The sequence below is a fragment of the Ornithinibacillus scapharcae TW25 genome (assembly GCF_000190475.1).
GTDB classification, from domain to species: domain Bacteria; phylum Bacillota; class Bacilli; order Bacillales; family Amphibacillaceae; genus Ornithinibacillus; species Ornithinibacillus scapharcae.
In genome coordinates this window covers 114,297-134,003 of the sequence record NZ_AEWH01000052.1, presented here as the reverse complement: position 1 = coordinate 134,003, position 19,707 = coordinate 114,297, and the positions used below count along the sequence as shown (strand labels likewise).

22 protein-coding genes are annotated in these 19,707 nt (G+C 38.5%); 20 read left to right on the top strand and 2 right to left on the bottom strand.

Features of this window, described 5'->3' with window-relative positions; genetic code table 11:
- The first annotated feature begins 7 nt into the window (after positions 1-7).
- The 7 genes from G5W_RS0114645 (at position 8) to G5W_RS0114615 (ending at position 7,458) form a co-directional block, all read left to right on the top strand.
- Positions 8-1,492 carry a glutamate synthase subunit beta gene (locus G5W_RS0114645; protein WP_010097814.1) on the top strand — a complete coding sequence of 495 codons (1,485 nt, stop codon included), beginning with the start codon at positions 8-10 and terminating at the stop codon, positions 1,490-1,492.
- Between the two features lie 142 nt (positions 1,493-1,634).
- Positions 1,635-2,702 (top strand): dual-specificity RNA methyltransferase RlmN, encoded by a 1,068-nt coding sequence (gene rlmN / locus G5W_RS0114640; RefSeq protein WP_010097813.1) that lies wholly within the window; start codon positions 1,635-1,637, stop codon positions 2,700-2,702.
- Positions 2,703-2,902: 200 nt separating this feature from the next.
- Positions 2,903-3,547, top strand: a complete 645-nt coding sequence (locus G5W_RS0114635) for a DUF421 domain-containing protein (RefSeq protein ID WP_010097812.1) — start codon at positions 2,903-2,905, stop codon at positions 3,545-3,547.
- 212 nt (positions 3,548-3,759) lie between these two features.
- Positions 3,760-4,944: a carboxylate--amine ligase gene (locus tag G5W_RS0114630; RefSeq protein WP_010097811.1), complete on the top strand. Its 1,185-nt coding sequence runs from the start codon at positions 3,760-3,762 to the stop codon at positions 4,942-4,944.
- Between the two features lie 12 nt (positions 4,945-4,956).
- Positions 4,957-6,450, top strand: coding sequence for a Mur ligase family protein (locus tag G5W_RS0114625; RefSeq protein ID WP_010097810.1), 1,494 nt, complete (start codon positions 4,957-4,959; stop codon positions 6,448-6,450).
- Positions 6,451-6,484: 34 nt separating this feature from the next.
- The gene (cuyB, locus tag G5W_RS0114620) at positions 6,485-7,228 is read left to right on the top strand and encodes a cysteate racemase (RefSeq protein WP_010097808.1); all 744 of its coding nucleotides are present in this window, start codon (positions 6,485-6,487) and stop codon (positions 7,226-7,228) included.
- 26 nt (positions 7,229-7,254) lie between these two features.
- A complete protein-coding gene (locus G5W_RS0114615; protein ID WP_010097806.1) occupies positions 7,255-7,458 on the top strand; it encodes a hypothetical protein in 204 nt (67 codons plus the stop codon).
- A 76-nt stretch (positions 7,459-7,534) separates the two neighbouring features.
- On the opposite strand, the gene G5W_RS0114610 is transcribed toward G5W_RS0114615, so the two are convergent.
- On the bottom strand, positions 7,535-8,533 hold the full coding sequence (locus tag G5W_RS0114610) for an NAD(P)/FAD-dependent oxidoreductase (RefSeq protein WP_010097804.1): 999 nt from the start codon (positions 8,531-8,533) through the stop codon (positions 7,535-7,537).
- Between the two features lie 354 nt (positions 8,534-8,887).
- On the opposite strand from G5W_RS0114610, the gene G5W_RS0114605 reads away from it, so the two are divergent.
- The 3 genes from G5W_RS0114605 to G5W_RS0114600 all read left to right on the top strand — a co-directional run bounded on the left by G5W_RS0114605 (position 8,888) and on the right by G5W_RS0114600 (position 10,203).
- Entirely contained in the window at positions 8,888-9,304 is a 417-nt protein-coding gene (locus G5W_RS0114605) for a PaaI family thioesterase (RefSeq protein WP_010097802.1), read from the top strand.
- A 140-nt stretch (positions 9,305-9,444) separates the two neighbouring features.
- Complete coding sequence (locus tag G5W_RS23380; protein WP_081472475.1) at positions 9,445-9,534, top strand: YjcZ family sporulation protein; 90 nt, start codon at positions 9,445-9,447, stop codon at positions 9,532-9,534.
- Positions 9,535-9,687: 153 nt separating this feature from the next.
- Positions 9,688-10,203, top strand: coding sequence for a GNAT family N-acetyltransferase (locus tag G5W_RS0114600; RefSeq protein WP_010097801.1), 516 nt, complete (start codon positions 9,688-9,690; stop codon positions 10,201-10,203).
- A gap of 46 nt (positions 10,204-10,249) precedes the next feature.
- Here the strand turns inward: G5W_RS0114600 and paaX are convergent, their stop codons facing one another.
- Positions 10,250-11,098, bottom strand: coding sequence for a phenylacetic acid degradation operon negative regulatory protein PaaX (gene paaX / locus G5W_RS0114595; protein ID WP_010097799.1), 849 nt, complete (start codon positions 11,096-11,098; stop codon positions 10,250-10,252).
- Positions 11,099-11,448: 350 nt separating this feature from the next.
- Between paaX and paaA the strand changes: the two genes are divergently transcribed.
- Genes paaA through G5W_RS0114545 form a run of 10 tightly spaced genes read left to right on the top strand, consistent with a single transcriptional unit; the run spans position 11,449 to position 19,688 of the window.
- On the top strand, positions 11,449-12,438 hold the full coding sequence (gene paaA, locus G5W_RS0114590) for a 1,2-phenylacetyl-CoA epoxidase subunit PaaA (protein ID WP_010097798.1): 990 nt from the start codon (positions 11,449-11,451) through the stop codon (positions 12,436-12,438).
- 20 nt (positions 12,439-12,458) lie between these two features.
- On the top strand, positions 12,459-12,812 hold the full coding sequence (gene paaB / locus G5W_RS0114585; protein ID WP_010097796.1) for a 1,2-phenylacetyl-CoA epoxidase subunit PaaB: 354 nt from the start codon (positions 12,459-12,461) through the stop codon (positions 12,810-12,812).
- Positions 12,809-13,630 (top strand): 1,2-phenylacetyl-CoA epoxidase subunit PaaC, encoded by an 822-nt coding sequence (gene paaC, locus G5W_RS0114580; RefSeq protein ID WP_010097795.1) that lies wholly within the window; start codon positions 12,809-12,811, stop codon positions 13,628-13,630. The genes paaB and paaC overlap by 4 nt, the downstream gene beginning before the upstream one ends.
- Before the next feature lie 52 nt (positions 13,631-13,682).
- Positions 13,683-14,192, top strand: a complete 510-nt coding sequence (gene paaD, locus G5W_RS0114575; RefSeq protein ID WP_010097794.1) for a 1,2-phenylacetyl-CoA epoxidase subunit PaaD — start codon at positions 13,683-13,685, stop codon at positions 14,190-14,192.
- 11 nt (positions 14,193-14,203) lie between these two features.
- Positions 14,204-14,509, top strand: a complete 306-nt coding sequence (locus tag G5W_RS0114570) for an EthD family reductase (protein ID WP_010097793.1) — start codon at positions 14,204-14,206, stop codon at positions 14,507-14,509.
- Entirely contained in the window at positions 14,502-15,272 is a 771-nt protein-coding gene (locus G5W_RS0114565; protein ID WP_010097792.1) for an enoyl-CoA hydratase/isomerase family protein, read from the top strand. The genes G5W_RS0114570 and G5W_RS0114565 overlap by 8 nt, the downstream gene beginning before the upstream one ends.
- Before the next feature lie 4 nt (positions 15,273-15,276).
- Positions 15,277-16,050, top strand: a complete 774-nt coding sequence (locus G5W_RS0114560) for an enoyl-CoA hydratase-related protein (RefSeq protein WP_010097791.1) — start codon at positions 15,277-15,279, stop codon at positions 16,048-16,050.
- Between the two features lie 12 nt (positions 16,051-16,062).
- Positions 16,063-17,583 (top strand): aldehyde dehydrogenase family protein, encoded by a 1,521-nt coding sequence (locus G5W_RS0114555; RefSeq protein WP_010097789.1) that lies wholly within the window; start codon positions 16,063-16,065, stop codon positions 17,581-17,583.
- Between the two features lie 33 nt (positions 17,584-17,616).
- Positions 17,617-18,492, top strand: coding sequence for a 3-hydroxyacyl-CoA dehydrogenase (locus tag G5W_RS0114550; RefSeq protein ID WP_010097787.1), 876 nt, complete (start codon positions 17,617-17,619; stop codon positions 18,490-18,492).
- The gene (locus G5W_RS0114545; RefSeq protein WP_010097785.1) at positions 18,489-19,688 is read left to right on the top strand and encodes an acetyl-CoA C-acyltransferase; all 1,200 of its coding nucleotides are present in this window, start codon (positions 18,489-18,491) and stop codon (positions 19,686-19,688) included. Before G5W_RS0114550 ends, G5W_RS0114545 begins: the two co-directional genes overlap by 4 nt.
- The last annotated feature ends 19 nt before the right edge of the window (positions 19,689-19,707 follow it).

Here is a 19,707-nt window from a genome sequence, read left to right as displayed (position 1 = left end):
GAAACAGATGGGAAAAAGGACGGGATTTATGGAGTATAAACGAAAAGATCGTGGTGAAAGAGAACCATCTGTACGAGTCCGTGATTGGGAAGATTATACGGCTCCAATGAATGACAAGGATGTACAGATTCAAGGTGCACGTTGTATGAGTTGTGGTGTTCCTACCTGTCATATAGGAATGGAGTTAAATGGTGTTACGACGGGGTGTCCGCTAAATCACTTAATACCAGAATGGGCTGATCTTGTATATAAGGGACAATGGAAGGAAGCTTTAAAGAGAGCGCACAATAAAAATAACTTCCCAGAATTTACTGGTATTGCTTGTCCGGCACCTTGTGAGGGGGCATGTGTCCTTGGAATTAATGAACCTCCTGTGGCGATAAGAACAATTGAAAGAGCAATCGTAGAAAAAGGCTTTGAAAATGGTTGGATAAAACCAACCCCACCTATAAGTAGAACTGGTAAACGTGTGGCAATTGTGGGATCAGGGCCAACTGGGTTAGCTGCAGCGGCACAATTAAATAAAGTAGGACATTCTGTAACGGTGTTTGAGCGAGACGACCGTGTTGGTGGACTTCTAACGTATGGAATACCAGAAATGAAATTGCCTTATCATATTGTCGAACGAAGAGTTAACCTATTGAAACAGGAAGGTATAAAGTTTAAGACAAATACAGAGGTAGGTTTAGACTATCCAGTGGAAAAAGTGAGTGCAGATTACGATGCAGTCATTTTAGCGGGAGGAGCAACCGTACACCGTGAAATGGAGGTAGAGGGGGGAAACCTCGAGGGTGTATGTTATGCAATGGACTTTCTTCATCAAAATACAAAAAGTTTACTCGACTCGGATCTGACAGATGGAAATTATATCTCTGCCGAAGACAAGAATGTTATTGTGATCGGTGGAGGTGATACCGGGACTGACTGTCTTGCAACAGCTATTAGGCATAATTGTAAGAGTCTAGTTCAATTTGATATTTATGAAAAAAAGAGCACTAAGCGAAATGAACATGGTAATCCTTGGCCGCAATATCCGATTATCCACCGTATCGAGTATGGTCATAAGGAAGCTGCAAGTAAATTAGGGAAGGATCCAAGAGCTTTTGCCGTTCTTACCAAGAAGTTTGTTGGAGATGAACAAGGTCATATTAAGGAAGTTCATACGGTGAACGTGAGAACGCGTTATGAACAAGGTAAGAGAATAAGGGAAGAGATTCCTGGAACAGAAAAAATTTGGCCAGCAGACTTAGTTTTAATAGCTATTGGATTTCAAGGACCGGAACAAGCGTTATTAAGTCAGTTACGAGTCGAACGGAATGTTAACTCCACCGTTAAAGCAACATATGGTGACTATAGGACTAATGTGGAGGGAGTTTTTTGTGCAGGGGATATGCGCAGGGGACAAAGTTTAATTGTATGGGCTATTCATGAAGGGAGAGAAGTAGCACGTGAATGTGACCGTTACTTAATGGGGGAGACGGATTTACCCTGATTATATGAGATTTATCTGGATTTTTGCCATAAAAATAAGTTTGATTCAAAACACTATATCAAGTATGATAGTAAAGTAATTTAGGGAATGATAATACTAGAAATCTAGTTCGATATAGTGATTTGGAGATGAGGAATAAATAATGGTAAAATCATCAATTTATGGATTAACCATCGAACAATTAACAGAATGGTTAATGGAAAAAGGTCAAAAGCGATTCCGTGCTGAACAGGTCTGGGATTGGCTCTATAAAAAGCGTGTTCGTGATTTTTCGGAAATGAAAAATGTGAATAAAGAAACCATTGAACTGTTACAAGAAAACTTTGTTATTGAAACATTAGAGGAAGAGATTAAACAGGTCTCGAAAGATGGTACGGTAAAATTTCTTTTTAAATTAGCTGATGGTAACTTAATTGAAACGGTGCTTATGCGTTTTAACTATGGTCTTTCTGTGTGTGTAACAACACAGGTTGGTTGTAATATCGGTTGTACCTTCTGTGCTAGCGGTCTTTTAAGAAAAAGTAGAGACTTAGACAGTGGTGAAATTGTAGAGCAGATTATGAAGGTGCAAAAACATTTAGATGAACAAGGGAAAGATGAACGTGTTAGTCATATCGTTGTAATGGGAATTGGAGAACCGTTTGATAACTTTACTAACCTAGTTAACTTTATTCGTGTCGTAAATGATGAGAAAGGCCTAAAAATTGGTCAACGTCATATTACGGTTTCTACAAGTGGGCTTGCTCATAAGATTTACGAATTTGCAGATACAGGATTACAGGTGAACCTAGCAATATCTCTACATGCTCCTAATGATGAGCTTCGAACAAGTATCATGAAAATCAATAGAGCATTCCCAATTGAAAAACTAATGAAGGCAGTAGACTATTATTTAGAAAAGTCTAATCGTCGAATCACTTATGAATATATTATGCTCAGGGATGTAAATGACCATAAGGGAGAAGCGTTACAGCTTGCTAAATTATTGCATAAGAAACGCCATTTATCCTATGTGAATTTAATACCTTATAACTCCGTGGAAGAACATAATCAATACCAACGAAGTGAAACTGCAGTTATTCAAGCCTTTCATGAAACATTAAAAAGTAAAGGTATTAACAGTGGGGTTCGTTGGGAAAATGGTGCAGATATTGACGCTGCGTGCGGCCAATTAAGAAGTAAACAAATTAAGAAACAACAAATCATTTAACATATTGTACACGCCTATCAAGGAGAGCACCCTATTAGAGTATCGAATTACTTTTATAGGGTGCTTTTCTATATAAATAATTTACTATGATTTTAAAATTTGTTTTTGTTATTGTTGGAGAATAGGAGAAGCAAATGAATAAGACCATCTCTTCTTACAAAAGATTACGATATAAGCCCAGTAATCAAAGGAGAGATAAGATGGACTTCGATTGGATATGGAAGGCTATTCTAATTGTTATTGCCGGTACGATTTTATTGAGATTTGCTGGTAGAAAATCTATTTCGCAAATGACCCTCCCACAAACGGTCATTATGATTGGTATCGGCTCATTATTAATTCAACCTGTTTCAGATAAAAGTCTGTGGGTAACATTTGGAGTTGGGGCGGTTCTTGTATTAACACTAATTTTAATAGAGTACTCCGAGTTAAAGGGAAATTTTTTTGAGACCTTTCTAACTGGAAAGTCAAAAGTATTAATTCATAATGGTACAATCAATGAAAAGAATTTAAGGAAGGTAAGATTAACGGTTGATCAATTGGAAGCTAACTTACGCCAGAAGAACGTTCGAACCCTATCAGATGTAGAATATGCTACGCTGGAGCCGAATGGACAGCTTGGTTATATACTTAAACAGGAAGCGCAGCCTGTAACAAAAAAGGAATTCCAGCAGTTAATCGATCTAATGCATAGCTGGTTAACGGCCCATCAAGACATTGCCGAGTTCAGCAAACAAGTAAAAGAAATAACACAGCAATTTGAATCGCTAAAGTTACAGGATAATTTGTTCACAGAAGTTACAAATAACAGTCATGATAAACAGGTTCCGAAACATTTAAAGTAGGGGGGATATTCGTTCTTCTATATTTGGATTTATTAGGTATAAGCTATAAGAAAATACAACTTGGACTTATTGAAGTAAATTCTGTACATGCGTATAATGAGGGTATATAGTATAAGAAAATAGTGAGTCTTCGATAATGGAGAAGGCACATAGAACTAATAAAAATACAAATTCTTGAATAGGATAATAACATCCTTATAGGAGTATCGGATATGAAACATAAAGCGGTTGTTTTAGGAAATAATTATTATATAGGATTAAGTGCGATAAGAAGTCTTGGAAAAGAAGGCGTACATACGGTTGCAGTCGATTATTCAGAAGAGGACCGATATGGAGCGGAGTCTAAATATTGTTCGGAGAAAATCATTGTTCCACATTATAAAGAAGAAACAGAAAGGTTTATTTATGCATTAATTGATTTTGCGAAAAAGCAGGATGCACAGCCAGTACTAATTCCTTGCCATGATACGTATTTGGAAGTAATTGATGCTCATTTGGATCAAATAAAAGAGTATTATTTAATCCCGCAGACAGAGCAAGGATTAGCAACCAAAGTAATGAATAAAGATACACTGCATCAACTAGCGGTTGAACATGGTGTTCGTGTTCCGGAAACGGTTAGAATCAATGACGCCAACTTTAAGGAGAGAATTGAGAATGAAATTAAATTTCCTTGTTTAGTTAAGCCATTTGATTCCCCAACCTTTGTCCGGACTTTTCGCAAGAAGATTTTTAAAGTATATAATATGACGGAATTAGAGGAAGCATTAGAAAAGGCTAAAAGTGCAGAGCTAGAGGTATTTGTACAGCGCATCATTCCAGGTTTCGATGATCATATGTATACGTTTGATGCTTATCTCGATCAAAATTCAAACATTACGCATTGGACGACATGTCAAAAGTTAAGACAATACCCTATTAATTTTGGGGCATCCGTATACACTATTCAGAAGTATACCCCCGAATTATATGAAATTGGTTCGAAGTTTTTAGAGGGGATTAATTATAAAGGATTTGCTGAAATTGAGTTTAAGAAGGATGAAGAATCTGGAGAGTATTATCTAATAGAGATTAATGCACGTATTACGAATTTCAATCACTTACTCTATAAAGTCGGCTTAAACTTCCCTTATATTACCTATAGAGAAATGATTGGAGATCCACTTGAACCAAAATCGGTTACAGAGACAACTAATCGTGCCTTCTGGTATGGTTATGAAGACTTTTTAGCAGTAAAGGATTATATTAAAACAGGTCAATTAAAATCAACAGAAGTTGTAAAATCATTTTTTAGACCTAAAGCATATGCAATTTGGAGTATTCAAGATCCAAAGCCAGCACTAGCTTTTATGAAAACAAGGGTCGGTAAATTATTCGGAGGCCGTAGGAAAGGTTAGGAGGTAGTTGAGATGCAATTAAGAGAGTTATTAAATGCAATTGAACTAGTGAATAAGACAGAGGTGGAAGAGATTGCGATTGAAAAAATTTCTTATCACTCCCAACAGGTTACCCAAGGTGATCTATTTGTATGTATAAAAGGTTATAAAACAGACGGTCATAAGTACTTAAAGGATGCAGAGAGCCGTGGTGCGGCAGCAGCAGTGGTAGAGGAAATTCAAGAAGGTATCGATATTCCACAATATGTGGTAACCGATAGTCGTATCGCTCTTGCTAAGTTAGGCGCGAAGTTTTACGGTAAGCCATCATCAAAGCTAACGATGGTAGGAATTACAGCAACGAATGGAAAAACAACTACCTCCTATATGACGAATGCTATATTAGAGAATGAAGGACGCCGAACAGGGTTAATTGGTACAGTAATGGTGAAAAATGGTGACCATTCTTTCCCAGCAGAATTGACAACACCAGAGTCATTAGATTTACAACGTTATTTGAATGATATGGTGCATAACGATGTCACACATGTGACCATGGAAGTCTCTTCTGCAGCACTAGAATTGCATCGTGTGGAAGATGTAGAGTATGATATTGTTTCATTGAATAATATGAGTAAAGAACATATGGAAATGCACGGAACGTTCGAGAGATACTTTGAGGTAAAATCGAGCTTAATTAGAAATGCCTCAAAAAATAGTTACGCTGTCTTAAATCTAGACGATCCGTATTCTGCTTCATTAGTGGATAAAACAGAGGCAACAGTTATCTCTTTTGGGATCAATAATAAAAATGGCTATATCCATTGTAAAGATTTAGATTTATCAACTGGTAGAGGGAGATTTACTGTCGAAATCCTGAAGCCTTTTGAAGCAAATGGTATTCACTATGAACCAAGTGAATTTCAGGTGGAATTAGCTGTACCAGGTCTTCACTCGGTCTACAATGCAATGGTTGCTATTACTATTGCCCTTATAAGTGGGGTGCGAATACCAACTATTCAAGAGACGTTGAAGGAATTTTCAGGTGTTCCAAGAAGATTTGAATTTATCCATGAAGAAGGTATTAAAGTCGTTGATGACCACTTTGCTAACCCTGGAAACATTCATGTGACATTACAGACGTTGGATTTCATGGATTACGAGAATCTTCATGTCGTATACGCAATTAGAGGGCAAAGAGGTGCAACTATCAACCGCGAAAATGCAGAGGTTATGGTAGAGTGGGCAGAAAAGTTAAAGATGAATGAGGTTATTGCCACTCGTAGTGTTTCCCATACCACTTCAAAGGATGAGGTAACAGAAGAAGAAGTAAAAGCATTCCTAGACGTAATGGATAAGGCAAATATAAAAGTACACTTATTTGATGAGCTACCAGATGCTATTGGTGAGGCATTGGAAAAGGCTACTGATGGTGATTTGGTATTACTCGCTGGCTGTCAAGGGATGGATTATGGTGCTGGAATCGCACTAGAAGCATTAAATAAAGAAAATGTAGAAATCAAGTAATGTATTACAGCATGAAACGAAGCAGGTGGGACTAGTGAATCAAAAGAAGCTTGGCGTACTAGGTGGAATGGGACCGGCAGCAACATCGTTGTTCTTTGATCGAGTTATCGAGAATACTGTAGCAGGTAAGGACCAAGACCATATAGATATGGTTATTCTTAACCATGCTACCATTCCAGATCGGACAAGAGCTATTCTAGAGGATAATAAAGAGCCTTTTCTAGAAGCGGTTAAAAAAGATTTTGAATTATTTGAGGTAGCAGGAGTAGACAACATTGCCATTCCATGTAATACCTCACATTACTATTTTGATGAAATGCAAGCAATGACTAACATCAAAATTATTAATATGATTGAAGAGACTGCGAACTATATCCGTAGTAACTATGGTCCTGATGCAAAGGTTGGTATTTTAGCGACTGATGGAACGATAAATACAGGTATATATCAGGATGAACTTCATAAATATAATATGAAAGCTCATATCCCAGATGTGCATGGACAAAAACAGGTTATGCAAACCATTTATGATTTTAAAGCAGATAAGCCTATTAACATCCCAGAGTTTGAACGGATCATTCAGAATATGCTCGCTACTGAAGACTGTGATTGTGTAATTTTAGGCTGTACGGAGCTTTCTTGTATTGAAATAGGAGCAAATTTATTACCTTATTGTGTTGATGCTATGCAAGTACTAGTCAATCGAGCTATTACGTACTCTGGAAAAGAACTAAAGAATCAAGCAGTATGTTCTAAATTACCGATTGGTAAGTACTAAAACTTTCGGGAGAGTAGGGGAGAATCGTGTTATCCAATAAGAAGGCATTTGATGAATTCTTACTCGAATCATTTAAGGATGGCAGGACTATTCGTGAACTAAGACTGTCAGAGGAAGAAGCAAATTATATTAAAGTCAAAATACCAAAAGCGCAATTCAAAAAAATATCCGATCGGGTTAATTTATCCTCTAAGGAATGGTATGAGGTGGATACTCGTCGATTTAAGTAACATGAGAGGATGCCTAAGAAAAAAGGCATCCTCTTTTTTTTATGTGTTAGGAACCATAAGCTTTATAGTGACCTAATTAACTTGGCGAGGCAAACAAGTGGGTGCTATGTACGCTGAGTTTGGCTTTAGGATCTAGATAGGATTTTGCATGGTTTACAGCAATCGTAGCCTCACCGAATCCAGTTGCAATTAATTTAGGTTTTCCATCGTAACCACATATGTCTCCAGCGGCATATATCCCATTTATATTGGTTTCCATCCTTCCGTTTACGGTGACTGCATTCTTGGTGGTTTCTAACCCCCATGATTTAATAGGTCCGATGTTCGTGATAAAGCCATAATTTACAATAATATCATCAATCTCAAGGATTTCCTCTCTGGCACCTTTCACTTCTTGAATAATGGCCTGGTGTAGTTGTCCGGCACTTCCCAGTAACTCGGCTAATTCAAATGGTGTACGGATTGTAACGGAGGATGCTTTTAGGTTTGATATACTACTTTCGTGAGCCCGAAAGTCTTCTCGGCGATGGATGAGCGTAACATCTTGTGCAATGGGTTCTAATGCTAATGCCCAATCAACTGCGGAGTCACCGCCACCGCACACTAGTACTCGTTTTCCTCTGAATTGTTCTAAATCATTTACAAAGTAGTGTAATGTCTTATTTTCATAGTCCTTTGCATTAGCGTTTTTCAATCTTCTAGGTTCAAACGCCCCTGCGCCAGCTGTGATAATGATACTTCTAGATAAGTGAATAGCCTTTGAGGTGTAAATCTCAAATGTCCCGTCTTCTAATGGTGTTATCTGTTGGACTTGTTCATTTAAACATATAGTAGGGGTAAAAGTTAATGCTTGCTTATACAACTCTTGAACTAAATCTTTCGCCTTTACACCGGGAAATCCAGCAACATCATAGATGTATTTATCCGGATATAACGCGGATAATTGACCACCAACCTCAGGCATACTATCAACCAGTTTGACAGTGGCTTCACGCATGCCGGCGTAAAAAGCGGTGAAAAGTCCTACAGGTCCAGCGCCGATAATCAACATATCAACTATTTCTTCTTTTTTCATTTGTATGTCTCCTTTTTAGAAATTTAAATCAAATTAATTAACGATAATATATATAACGAAATTGAAACGGGATATAATTATTTGATATATAAATAATAAAAATAATCAGAAAGAAAGTCAATATAAATTCAAAATATTACGTCTTATAGTCCCTTCTCCTACATTTTAGTTAGTAAATGCGGGATTTTCCGTCATGTAACACCATGTTAACAAAATGATTAAAATAGACAAACTACCGATTAAATTCAGATAGTATTGACAATAACGCTAGTGGGATTTACTATCATAATAACGTTTTAATAACGATAGATAAAATTTTATATCAAGATAAAAAAGTATTGGAGATGGAAAATAATGAAATACTCAATTACGGATTTACAGGAAGTTGTTACTGGGGGGCTAATTCCGCCTCCGTGTGACCTAACGATGCAAGTAAGTGTGATTTCTGCGGAAAATGGTGTTGCTAATGGGATATGGAAAGTAGATAATAAATACATAAATGGTCTAGGTGTCGTAATGGGAGGGTTTTTATCCTCTGCGGCTGATATATTAATGGCATATGCTATCGCATCAAAACTAACGGAACAACAGGGGTTTGTTTCGATTGATTTAGATACAACGTTTCATCGTCCAGCATTTGAAGGAGAAATTGACATCATAGCTAAAGTTGAAAAGATTGGGAGAACCTTGGCATATATTACAGCAGATCTTATACAACAGGATAAGAAGGTTGCTACTTGTGTATCTTCAGTACTTATTCAGCAAAAATGAGTGATTGTAACTGTACAAACATACTATAATAAAGAAAAACAGCATCATATAAATTACACAATATCAGGATTCATGCCCAGGCAATTAGCGGAAAAATGAATATTTTATAGTATCCATTAGCTAATTGGAGGTGGCTCTTCGTGAGTAACTATGGTTATAATGATAGTTTCGTGTTAATTGTTGTACTGTTTATCTTACTAATTATTGTTGGTGCGGCTTACTATTGCTAAAAGGTATTCATTAGATGTATAAATTCCTCCTAAATAAAGAGCCAATTTGGGCTCTTTATTTGTGGAGATAGAAATTGAATCATGAAGTGCAATAGATCAGCAACTGTTAGATAAAATACGTGTGCATAGAATATTGTATGGGGGAAGCGGAATTTGAACATAACAACTGAAAGATTGCAGATAAGATACTTTAAATATGATGATTGGAAAAGTGTTTATGAGTATACATCAGCTGATTCCGTCATGAGGTATATACCAGACGGAGCGTCTTCAGAAGAAGATACGAAGAAATTCGTGAGTGAGAATGTCGATGAAAAAGCTAAGTATTTTCCAGTAATTCTAAAAGAAAATCATGCTTTGATAGGTCATATCATATTCCACAAATATTTCGGTGAACATACCTATGAAATAGGTTGGGTGTTTAATCCGAAATATTATAATAAAGGATATGCATCAGAAGCTGCAAGTGCAATACTAAAACACGGGTTTGAAGTGATGAAGTTACATAGAATAATAGCGACTTGTCAACCGGAGAACATCGTATCCTATCGGGTTATGGAGAAGATTGGTATGAGGAGGGAGGGTTTTTTCAAAAAGTGTATCCCAAACGGTGAGGACTGGTGGGACGAATATTATTACGCAATTTTAGCCGAAGAATGGAATGGATAAATTGTTTAAAGCACTAGGAGAGAAAAGCATCCTAGTGCTTAATATTTTACTTCAATATTTTATCTATCTCACCCAGTTCAAATACTTCTTTAAAGAAACGTTTTGCTGGTTCTGTTAGCATTTTATAGTAGTCATTAAACAAGGATGCTGCAGAATCACCAAGCCATTTCGCAGGTAATAATTCTTGTGGTAAGTTCGGGTCGATAAATAAAAATTTACGATATTGGTGGACGAGCATTGCTGACTTAACAAAGCAGCTTCCATCTGTCAGCTCGCCTTTCTCAATCTTATTCTTATCAATTACATATTTTTGGCTATATTCCTGTATAAATAACTGGTACTTCTCATTTACCTCATCAAGATTCCAACATTTTTGAATTAGCTCATCTTGGCTATTCTTGCCAATATAGGAAGCGTTGAAGAAAGACACGTATTCACTTATATCGTATTTCTCAATTAAGCGATTAACTTGTTCTTCTAATGGGTTTGGTGTTATCCAGCAACTATTGGATAACAACCCAAATCCGCTCCAGACCAATTCTTTTCGTAATTCATCACGTAGATGTCGTTTGTTTTCTGGAATCGTATAAACCAGTATTCTCCATTGTCCATCCCACGAAGGATGTTCTGTTTTGTAAATCCTCTTCGAAGCCTCTTCCATTCGTGCTTGACCACGTTCAGTAAGAGAATAATAGCTTTTATTACCTACCTTTTCAGCCTGTATCCATCCTTGTTTACTCATTCGAGATAGTGCTGCTCGAACCGACTGTTCATTATGCCCAAATTCCTCCAGCAAACGAATTAAACTACCCGTCCAGATGACGTTATCATAATGCCTTATGTAATCACCGAAAAGGGTGAAAATCATTGATCTTGTATTAAATTGATTTTCCATGAAAGGGTTCCTCTCTCTCTACTAATACTTTTGATCGCACAAAAAATGAGCGAACAGAGTATCTTATCGATGGTACTACCATTAGTAAGAATTTTAACAAAAATAGTTCGAAAATAATAGTTTTCTAGTGGAATAAACAAATTTGACTATTAGTCTATAAACTAATAGAAATATAACGTCATTTAAAATACCGTTATTCTTTACTTGGAGATATATAGAATATATTCAACTAAATATGCTTCACAACAATATTCTGGTACATTGTTGAGAAAATTTGAAATTATCATATTGTCATTAGTATAACACTTTGTTATGATAACGTTAAAGAAACGTTATGAAAGGGTGGTACCATGTATAACTATGTGGAAGATGGGGATTCCAAGACAACTGCTTACGTGGAACAGGATCAAGAGAAATATGATGCATTTATGGCGCGTATAGAGGCAGGAGAGAAAATCGAAGCCGATGACTGGATGCCAGAGGATTATCGTCAAGCATTGATTAAGCTAATCTCTATGCATGGAATATCGGAAATTATGGGTGCATTACCTGAGAAGGAATGGGTGCCAAAAGCACCTACATTAAGAAGAAAGCTAGGGATTATGGCGAAGGTTCAGGATGAGATGGGGCATGGCCAGCTTCTGTTACGCGTTGCTGAGGACTTAATGAAGCCATACGGCAAGACGAGGGAGAATATTATGGAGGACTTATTAAATGGAGACCTGAAATTTCATAATGTCTTTCATATGCCAACAAAGACTTGGGCAGATGCAGGAATGGTCGGTTGGTTGGTAGATGGTGCAGCGATCATTTCCCAAACCAATATGCTAGATGCCTCCTATGGTCCATATCAACGCGCGTTACAACGTATTTGCCAAGAAGAAGTGTTTCATGCTCAACATGGGGAATCAATTATCATGGCACTTGCGGAAGGCAACCAATATCAAAGGGACATTTTACAAGAATCATTAAATCGTTGGTGGCCAGCACTTCTCATGTTTTTTGGCCCTGCTTCTGCTGAGACAACTGGATCTTCTAAACAAGATATTATGATTCAATATAAAATTCGAAAGAGTACGAATGAAGAGTTGCGACAAGCATTTCTTTCTAAGTATATGCCGAGGGTATTTTCGCTGGGTCTGACAGTACCGGATGAGACCATTCGTTATGATCAAGAACAGGAAAAATGGATTTACAAGCAACCTGACTGGGAAGTCTTTAAAGAAATCATTCGTAATAAAGGCCCACGTTCAAAAGAGCGATTACGTCTTAGAGAGATTGCGTATGAAAATAATCGTTGGGTAAGAACTGCCTTAGCAACAGAACCAGTTAGCGTTTAAAAAAGTTGGGAGGAACAAAAATGGCGAAGGAATCCGACTTCTATCAGGTGTATGAGGTGTTTAGTAGAAGAGGTAATAAAGCACCGATGCAACACCAATTTAGTTTATTGGCACCAAATAAGGAAATGGCAATGATGATGGCCCAAGAAAACTTTATGCGCCGAGAAGAAGTAATTGATATATGGGTAGTAAAGCAAAATGATGTTCGCAAAATGTCTAGTGAAGAAAGACAGAATTGGACTAAACGTTTGGATAATAAGGAATATCGTACAACAAAAGGATATGGCTATCTCAGGCAGAAATGGAAGGAGAAGGAACAAGGCATGTTAGATGAGAAAGAAATCATGTCTTGGAAAGAGGTGAAGCGAAAATGAATCCAATAGTGGAGACAGCAGAACAAGCTAAACAAAATCCAGAATATTTAAAGGCCTTAAAGGAACTACTTTATCAATTAGCAGATGATGATTTGTTAATTTCCTTTAGAGGAGCTGAATGGTTAGGGCTAGCCCCCCATGTCGAAGAAGATGTAGCTTACTCTTCTATTACACAAAATACAATGGGCCATGCGGTAATGTATTACAATCTGCTAGAAGAACTTGGTGATGGAAAGGCAGATGATTTAGCCCATGGTAGAAAAGTAGAGGAACGTCGTAATGGTACGTATCTTGAAAAGCGTAATGGGGAAGGGAAATATTTAGAGGATCCTTATTATGATTGGGCATTGGCTGTGGTGCGAAACTTCTTCTATGAAACATTCAAAAAAACAAAATTGGAAGCGATTGCAAACAGCTCGTATCAGCCTCTAGCATATGTTGCTAGAAAAGTGTTAATGGAGCATCCTTACCATTTAGCACATTGGAAATTGTGGATACAGCAGCTGCAATCCTCTACGGAAGAGGCAAAAAATAAAATAAAACAACGTGTGCTGGAAGCGTGGGAGGAGTTTGGAGATGTTTTAGAACTAGGAACCCTAGCTACAGATATGAGAAAGCACCATCTTATAACGATTGGCGAAGAGGAATTATTAGATAGATGGCAAAAGGAAATTACAGAAGTCTTATTAGATGTGCCTAACGCTACTCTTGGTAAAAGGTACGGTAGCGGCAGGAATGGTGAGCACACTGCTGACTTAGTTCAAGCTTTAGACACTTTAGCAGAAGTCTACAATAGTGATAAATCTGCAGCTTGGTAAAGGCATGTACAAAGAAACAACGGAATAGAATTGAAGGAGAGGAGGCGAGACATTGCGTGAAGAAAAAGATTTAATAGAAGAATTATATTCTGTATTAAAAACAGTTGATGACCCTGAACTCCCTTCTGTTAGTGTCTATGATTTAGGAATGGTTCATGAAGTGCGTATTGATTCTGGTCAAGTGAATATCCAAATGGTACCGACATTTGCAGGGTGTCCAGCACTAGACTTTATTGAATTAAATGTGAAAAAGGCAATAGAAGAGCTAGATTGGGTCGAGGCTTGCAATGTTAAATTCACCCTAGAAATCCAATGGTCTACGGATTCGATAACGGAGAAAGGTAAAGAAGAGCTAAAAAAACATGGAATCGCACCTCCACCGGAAAATTATCGTCCAGGGGATGAATGGACCGTTAATTGTCCGTACTGTGAATCCGATTATACGTCCATGGAAAATGTATTCGGTCCTACCGCATGTAGAAGTATCTTATATTGCAGTGCCTGTAGAAATCCATTTGAAGCAATGAAGCCAGTGGTTAAACCACTTCCAACAAATTATTAGGGGGAATAGAAATGGTAAAATTAATCGCTTTATACAAACAACCAAAAGACAAGGATGCATTCGATGAGCATTATTTCAACACGCATGCACCAATAACAAGTAAGATTCCTGGGCTACAAAAAATGGAGGTTACTAGAATAGTAGGTTCTCCAATGGGTGAGAGTGAATTTTATTTATTATGTGAGATGTATTATGAAAGTCATGAAGCATTACAACAGGCAATGAAAACCGATGAAGGCAAGGCTTCCGGTAGGGATGTCATGAAATTTGCAGGTGATATTGTCACCTTAATGATTGGTGAAGAGGTAAATGAATAAGTACATTCAATCGTATATAGATGAAAGTGTAGGAATTATTCAACTAAATCGTCCCAAAGTACTCAATGCACTAAACCGGAAAATGGTTGAGGAAATAGTAGGGCAGCTTGAAATGTTTGATAGAGACCCTTCTGTCAGGGTCATTGTATTGCGAGGAAGTGAGCAAGCATTTGCTGCAGGGGCTGATATTGACGAGATGATAGAAGAGACCCCTCTTACTTTAGAATTAGCAAACCCTTTTGCAGAATGGGACAAAATTAGCTTAATTAAAAAGCCTATACTTGCTGCTGTTAATGGATTTGCACTTGGTGGTGGATTTGAACTAGCCCTTCATTGTGATCTAATTATTGCTGCGGATGATGCACGTTTTGGTTTTCCCGAGGTGAAGCTTGGTGTAATGCCTGGTGCTGGAGGAACACAATTCTTAACAAAGGCTCTTGGAACTAAAAAGGCACTTGAGTGGATCTGGTTAGGGGAACAAATGTCCGCAAGTGTAGCTTTTGAAAATGGGATAATCAATCGTATTGTAGCTAGAGAATTAGTAGTGGAGGAAACAATGCGGCTGGCACACCAATTGGCAAAGCAGCCACCAATCTCTATTCGGATGATTAAGGAAGCAGTGTACACTGCTCTTGATGAAAGCTTAAAAGAAGGTAAAACATTAGAACGGAAAAACTTTTATTTAACCTTTGCTTCTGAGGATCAGAAAGAAGGCATGCAAGCTTTCTCTGAAAAACGCCCACCATCGTTTAAGGGGGTGTGAGTAGATGGGATACGAGACAATTCTTTATAAGGAACATGATCATATTGCCACCATTGTACTAAACCGCCCAAGTGCCTACAACGCATTTACAGAACAGATGAATAAGGAAATTATAAAGGCGTTAAAACAGGCAACAAAGGATGAGGCTGTTCGATGCATTGTGATTACTGGCGAAGGGAAGGCATTTTGCTCTGGTCAGGATTTGGCTGGTGTGGATGAGAATACCAATCATGCAGCCTTCCTTCGTGAACGATATCATCCAATGTTAAAAGCAGTAAAGGATACCCCAAAACCAATTATTGCGGCTATTAATGGTACTGCTGCTGGAGCTGGGATGGGGCTTGCACTTGCGAGTGATTTCCGCCTAATAAAGGAAAGTGCCAAGTTGGTAAGTGCCTTTATGAATATAGGACTCATACCTGATTCAGGTTTTCTATATTTGTTACCACGAATAGTTGGCTATGCAAAAGCGATGGAAATCACTGTTCTAGGTAGTCCAATAAGTGCCCAAGAAGCACAGGAATTAGGTCTAGTAACGAAAGTGATTTCTGAAGATAGTTGGGATAATCAAGTAACAGAATTTGCAGCGCAGATTGCATCCTTACCGACCAAAGCTTTTTCATTAATCAAACGGTATATGTTGGATAGTATGCATTCCGAATTTGACACGTTTTTAGAGCGGGAAGCTTTCGCTCAAAGAATAGCTGGGATGTCAGCTGATCACCAAGAAGGACTCAAAGCATTTATGGAGAAACGAAAACCGAACTTTGGCAAATAAGGAGGAATTACAATGGAACAATTATTGTCCGAGAAGATAGCTTCAGTAGGTGAAATGAAACGTAAGCATTATGCCATGATTATAAATGGTGAACGTGTGGAAAGTGTATCAGGTGATGTATTTGAAACCTTTGATCCTGCGAAAGGGGAAGTGATTGCTACAATCGCTAAAGCTTCTGTGGAAGATGCAGAAAAGGCAGTGCAAGCTGCAAGGAACGCTTTTGAAAATGGGAAGTGGCGTAAATATCCAGTAGGAAGACGTGCACGTGTTCTAAATAAAATAGCATCTATAATGCGGAATAGATTCAATGAGTTAGTAGAGCTAGAAGTACTGAATAGCGGGAAATCTATCGGAGCGGCTCAAGTGCAAATAAACCAGGCTATAGAGGATTTTGAGTTCTATGCAGGAGCTATTGTTGGTCACCGTGGCACCGTCAATAATATGCCGAATGGTTTCTTTAACTATACACATAAGGAACCGGTTGGAGTATGTGCGCAGATTATTCCTTGGAACTATCCGATGATGATGGCAGCATGGAAAATCGCACCTGCTATTGCCGCTGGTTGTTCTGTTGTCGTGAAGCCTGCAAGCTTAACTCCAATAACTGCTATTATTCTGAATGAAATCTGTCATGAGGCAGGAGTTCCAGAAGGAGTAGTGAACACGATTCCTGGAGCAGGCTCAGTTGTTGGAGATTATCTTGTAACCCATAACGATGTGAATAAAGTTGCCTTTACAGGCTCTACACCTACAGGTAGAGATATCATGGAAAAGGCTTCAAGTACATTGAAGCGATTAACACTAGAGTTAGGTGGAAAGTCACCAAGCATTATCTTTGAAGACGCGGACTTAGAAGCTGCTGTTGCTGGATCTATATTCGGCATTTTCTTTAATACCGGACAATCGTGTGAGGCTAGATCTCGTCTATTTGTCCATGAAGCAATTTATGATGAATTTATGGAACAATTCGTTGCTAGAACACAGAAATTAAGACTAGGTGATCCTTTTGATAAGGAAACCCATGTCGGTTCAATTATCAGTCGAAATCAATTAGAAATAATTGACTCCTATGTACAATCTGCCCGTGAAGAGGGGGCTACGATTCTTACAGGTGGAAAAGAGTTGAAGATAGAAGGATTTGAAAATGGACATTGGTATGAACCAACCATTATTACAGATGTAACACCGGATATGAAGGTTGTTCGGGAAGAAATCTTTGGTCCAGTGGTAGTTGTTGAGAAGTTCACAGATGAACGTGACGTTATCAAACGTGCAAATGATACGGAATATGGTCTTGGTTCTGCCGTTTGGACAACAAACCAGGCTAGAGCAACTCGTGTAGCACACCAAATCCAAGCAGGTATCGTGATGATAAATAGTCCATTTTCTGCTTTCCCTGGTACACCATTCGGAGGGTATAAGCAATCTGGATTTGGCCGTGAGCTAACAGTAGAAACTCTCGATTTATATATGGAAGATAAGAGTGTCCTTTCTTATTACGGACCAAAACCGATTAACCCATTTGGTGTATAAGTGTTATAGATTGATAGAAGGGAATGCAGACCAATGACAATAGATAAAATTACTGTCGTTGGAGCTGGTGTAATGGGGAGAGGCATTGCCTATGTCTCTGCCCTTGCTGGCTTTCAGACGACTCTTGTAGATGTCTCCAAAGAACAGTTGGCAAATGCTTTAGCTGAATTGAATACGATAGCAGAAAAAGCAGTAGCTCGAGGTAAAATTTCGCATACCTCTGTCGAAAAATTATTCCATTCGTTACATACCTCCACTGACCTACAAACTGTTGTCCAAGAAACAGATTTTGTGATCGAAGCAGTTCCCGAAAAACGAGATTTAAAAAAACAAGTGTTAGAAATAGTAGACGTTTTTTCACCTCAACAAGTAGTGATTGCTTCCAATACATCTACTATTAGTCCTACTGAATTAGGGTCCTATACAAAACGACCGGAACGGGTTGCAGCAATGCATTTTTTTAACCCAGTTCATCGAATGAGACTGGTTGAAATTGTAAAAGGACTGGAAACGTCAGCTAATACGGTAGGTCTAATTAGAAAAGTTGCAGAAAGAATGGGAAAGGAAACAGTCGAAGTAAATGAGTTTCCTGGCTTTGTAACAAGTAGGATAAGCGCGATGGTTGGCAATGAGGCATTCTATATGCTTCAAGAGGGCGTTGCATCAGCTGAGGATATTGATAAGGCTATTAAGCTCGGTCTCAATTATCCGATGGGGCCACTGGAATTAGGGGATCTTGTTGGGCTCGATACACGACTTAATAACTTGAAGTACTTACACGAAACATTAGGTGAGAAATTTAGACCAGCACCGTTGTTAGAACAATATGTAAAGGCGGGGCGTCTAGGTAGGAAAACAGGACGTGGTGTATATGATTATACAAATGATAGCGAGATGGTAAAAAAATGAGAGATGTTGTAATTGTGGACGCATTAAGAACGCCAATTGGTAGATATAAGGGTGCTTTAAAAAATATTCGTCCTGATGATTTAGGTGCCATCGTAATCAAGGCTCTAATAGATCGTAATCCGCAACTACCAATGGAACGAATTGAGGAAGTTGTATTGGGGAATGCCAATCAAGCAGGTGAAGATAATCGAAATGTTGCTAGAATGTCAGCGCTACTTGCGGGATTACCGGTTGAAGTTGCTGGTACCACGATAAACCGTCTATGTGGTTCGGGACTTGATGCAGTCATGTACGCAGCCCGAGCTATAGCTATAGGTGAAGGGGATATTTACATTGCAGGTGGGACAGAAAGTATGACAAGAGCACCATTTGTTATGGCAAAGCCTGATAGCGAATTCCCGAGGGGAAACATGGAACTATATGATACAACGATAGGCTGGCGGTTTATCAATTCGGCTCTTGAACGTAAATACGGAACAGATTCCATGCCGCAAACAGCGGAGAATGTGGCTAAACGTTACGGGATTAGTCGTGAAAGACAGGATCAGTTCGCTTTACAAAGTCAAATACGTGCACAAAAAGCTGTAGAGAACAATGTTTTCGCTGAAGAATTAGTTTCAGTCGTATATCAGGACAAGAAGGGGAATGAATTGCGAGTAGAGAAAGACGAGCACCCACGACCGGGGACAACTTTGGAGAAGTTAGAAAAATTAAGGCCATTATTTGAAGGTGGTACAGTCACAGCAGGTAATGCCTCTGGGGTGAATGATGGTGCATCTGCACTGTTGTTGATGAGTGCGGAAACTGCTGAAGAATTAGGTGTAAAGCCTATAGCCCGTTACATTACTAGTGCTACTGCAGGACTTGAACCTGCTGTAATGGGACTAGGTCCAATCTATTCCTCCAGGAAGGCATTAACACGAGCTGGCTTATCCATATCTGACATAGGTTTAGTAGAGTTGAATGAAGCATTTGCATCACAGTCTATCGCGTGTATGCAAGAATTAGAATTAGATAAAGACATTGTGAATGTGAATGGTGGGGCGATAGCTTTCGGTCATCCTTTGGGAGCGAGTGGCGCACGCATTCTAACTTCCTTGATATTTGAGATGAAGAGAAGAAATGTTAGGTATGGCTTAGCAACGATGTGTGTAGGGGTTGGTCAAGGAGTATCGGTAATTGTAGAAGGAGTTTGATTGGAATAGTTTTCGAGAT

Coding starts and splice junctions, on each gene's coding strand:
- G5W_RS0114645 (WP_010097814.1), top strand. CDS start 8: ATGGGAAAAAGGACGGGATTTATGGAGTATAAACGAAAAGATCGTGGT.
- rlmN (WP_010097813.1), top strand. CDS start 1,635: ATGGTAAAATCATCAATTTATGGATTAACCATCGAACAATTAACAGAA.
- G5W_RS0114635 (WP_010097812.1), top strand. CDS start 2,903: ATGGACTTCGATTGGATATGGAAGGCTATTCTAATTGTTATTGCCGGT.
- G5W_RS0114630 (WP_010097811.1), top strand. CDS start 3,760: ATGAAACATAAAGCGGTTGTTTTAGGAAATAATTATTATATAGGATTA.
- G5W_RS0114625 (WP_010097810.1), top strand. CDS start 4,957: ATGCAATTAAGAGAGTTATTAAATGCAATTGAACTAGTGAATAAGACA.
- G5W_RS0114610 (WP_010097804.1), bottom strand. CDS start 8,533: ATGAAAAAAGAAGAAATAGTTGATATGTTGATTATCGGCGCTGGACCT.
- G5W_RS0114605 (WP_010097802.1), top strand. CDS start 8,888: ATGAAATACTCAATTACGGATTTACAGGAAGTTGTTACTGGGGGGCTA.
- paaX (WP_010097799.1), bottom strand. CDS start 11,098: ATGGAAAATCAATTTAATACAAGATCAATGATTTTCACCCTTTTCGGT.
- paaA (WP_010097798.1), top strand. CDS start 11,449: ATGTATAACTATGTGGAAGATGGGGATTCCAAGACAACTGCTTACGTG.
- paaB (WP_010097796.1), top strand. CDS start 12,459: ATGGCGAAGGAATCCGACTTCTATCAGGTGTATGAGGTGTTTAGTAGA.
- paaC (WP_010097795.1), top strand. CDS start 12,809: ATGAATCCAATAGTGGAGACAGCAGAACAAGCTAAACAAAATCCAGAA.
- G5W_RS0114570 (WP_010097793.1), top strand. CDS start 14,204: ATGGTAAAATTAATCGCTTTATACAAACAACCAAAAGACAAGGATGCA.
- G5W_RS0114565 (WP_010097792.1), top strand. CDS start 14,502: ATGAATAAGTACATTCAATCGTATATAGATGAAAGTGTAGGAATTATT.
- G5W_RS0114560 (WP_010097791.1), top strand. CDS start 15,277: ATGGGATACGAGACAATTCTTTATAAGGAACATGATCATATTGCCACC.
- G5W_RS0114555 (WP_010097789.1), top strand. CDS start 16,063: ATGGAACAATTATTGTCCGAGAAGATAGCTTCAGTAGGTGAAATGAAA.
- G5W_RS0114550 (WP_010097787.1), top strand. CDS start 17,617: ATGACAATAGATAAAATTACTGTCGTTGGAGCTGGTGTAATGGGGAGA.
- G5W_RS0114545 (WP_010097785.1), top strand. CDS start 18,489: ATGAGAGATGTTGTAATTGTGGACGCATTAAGAACGCCAATTGGTAGA.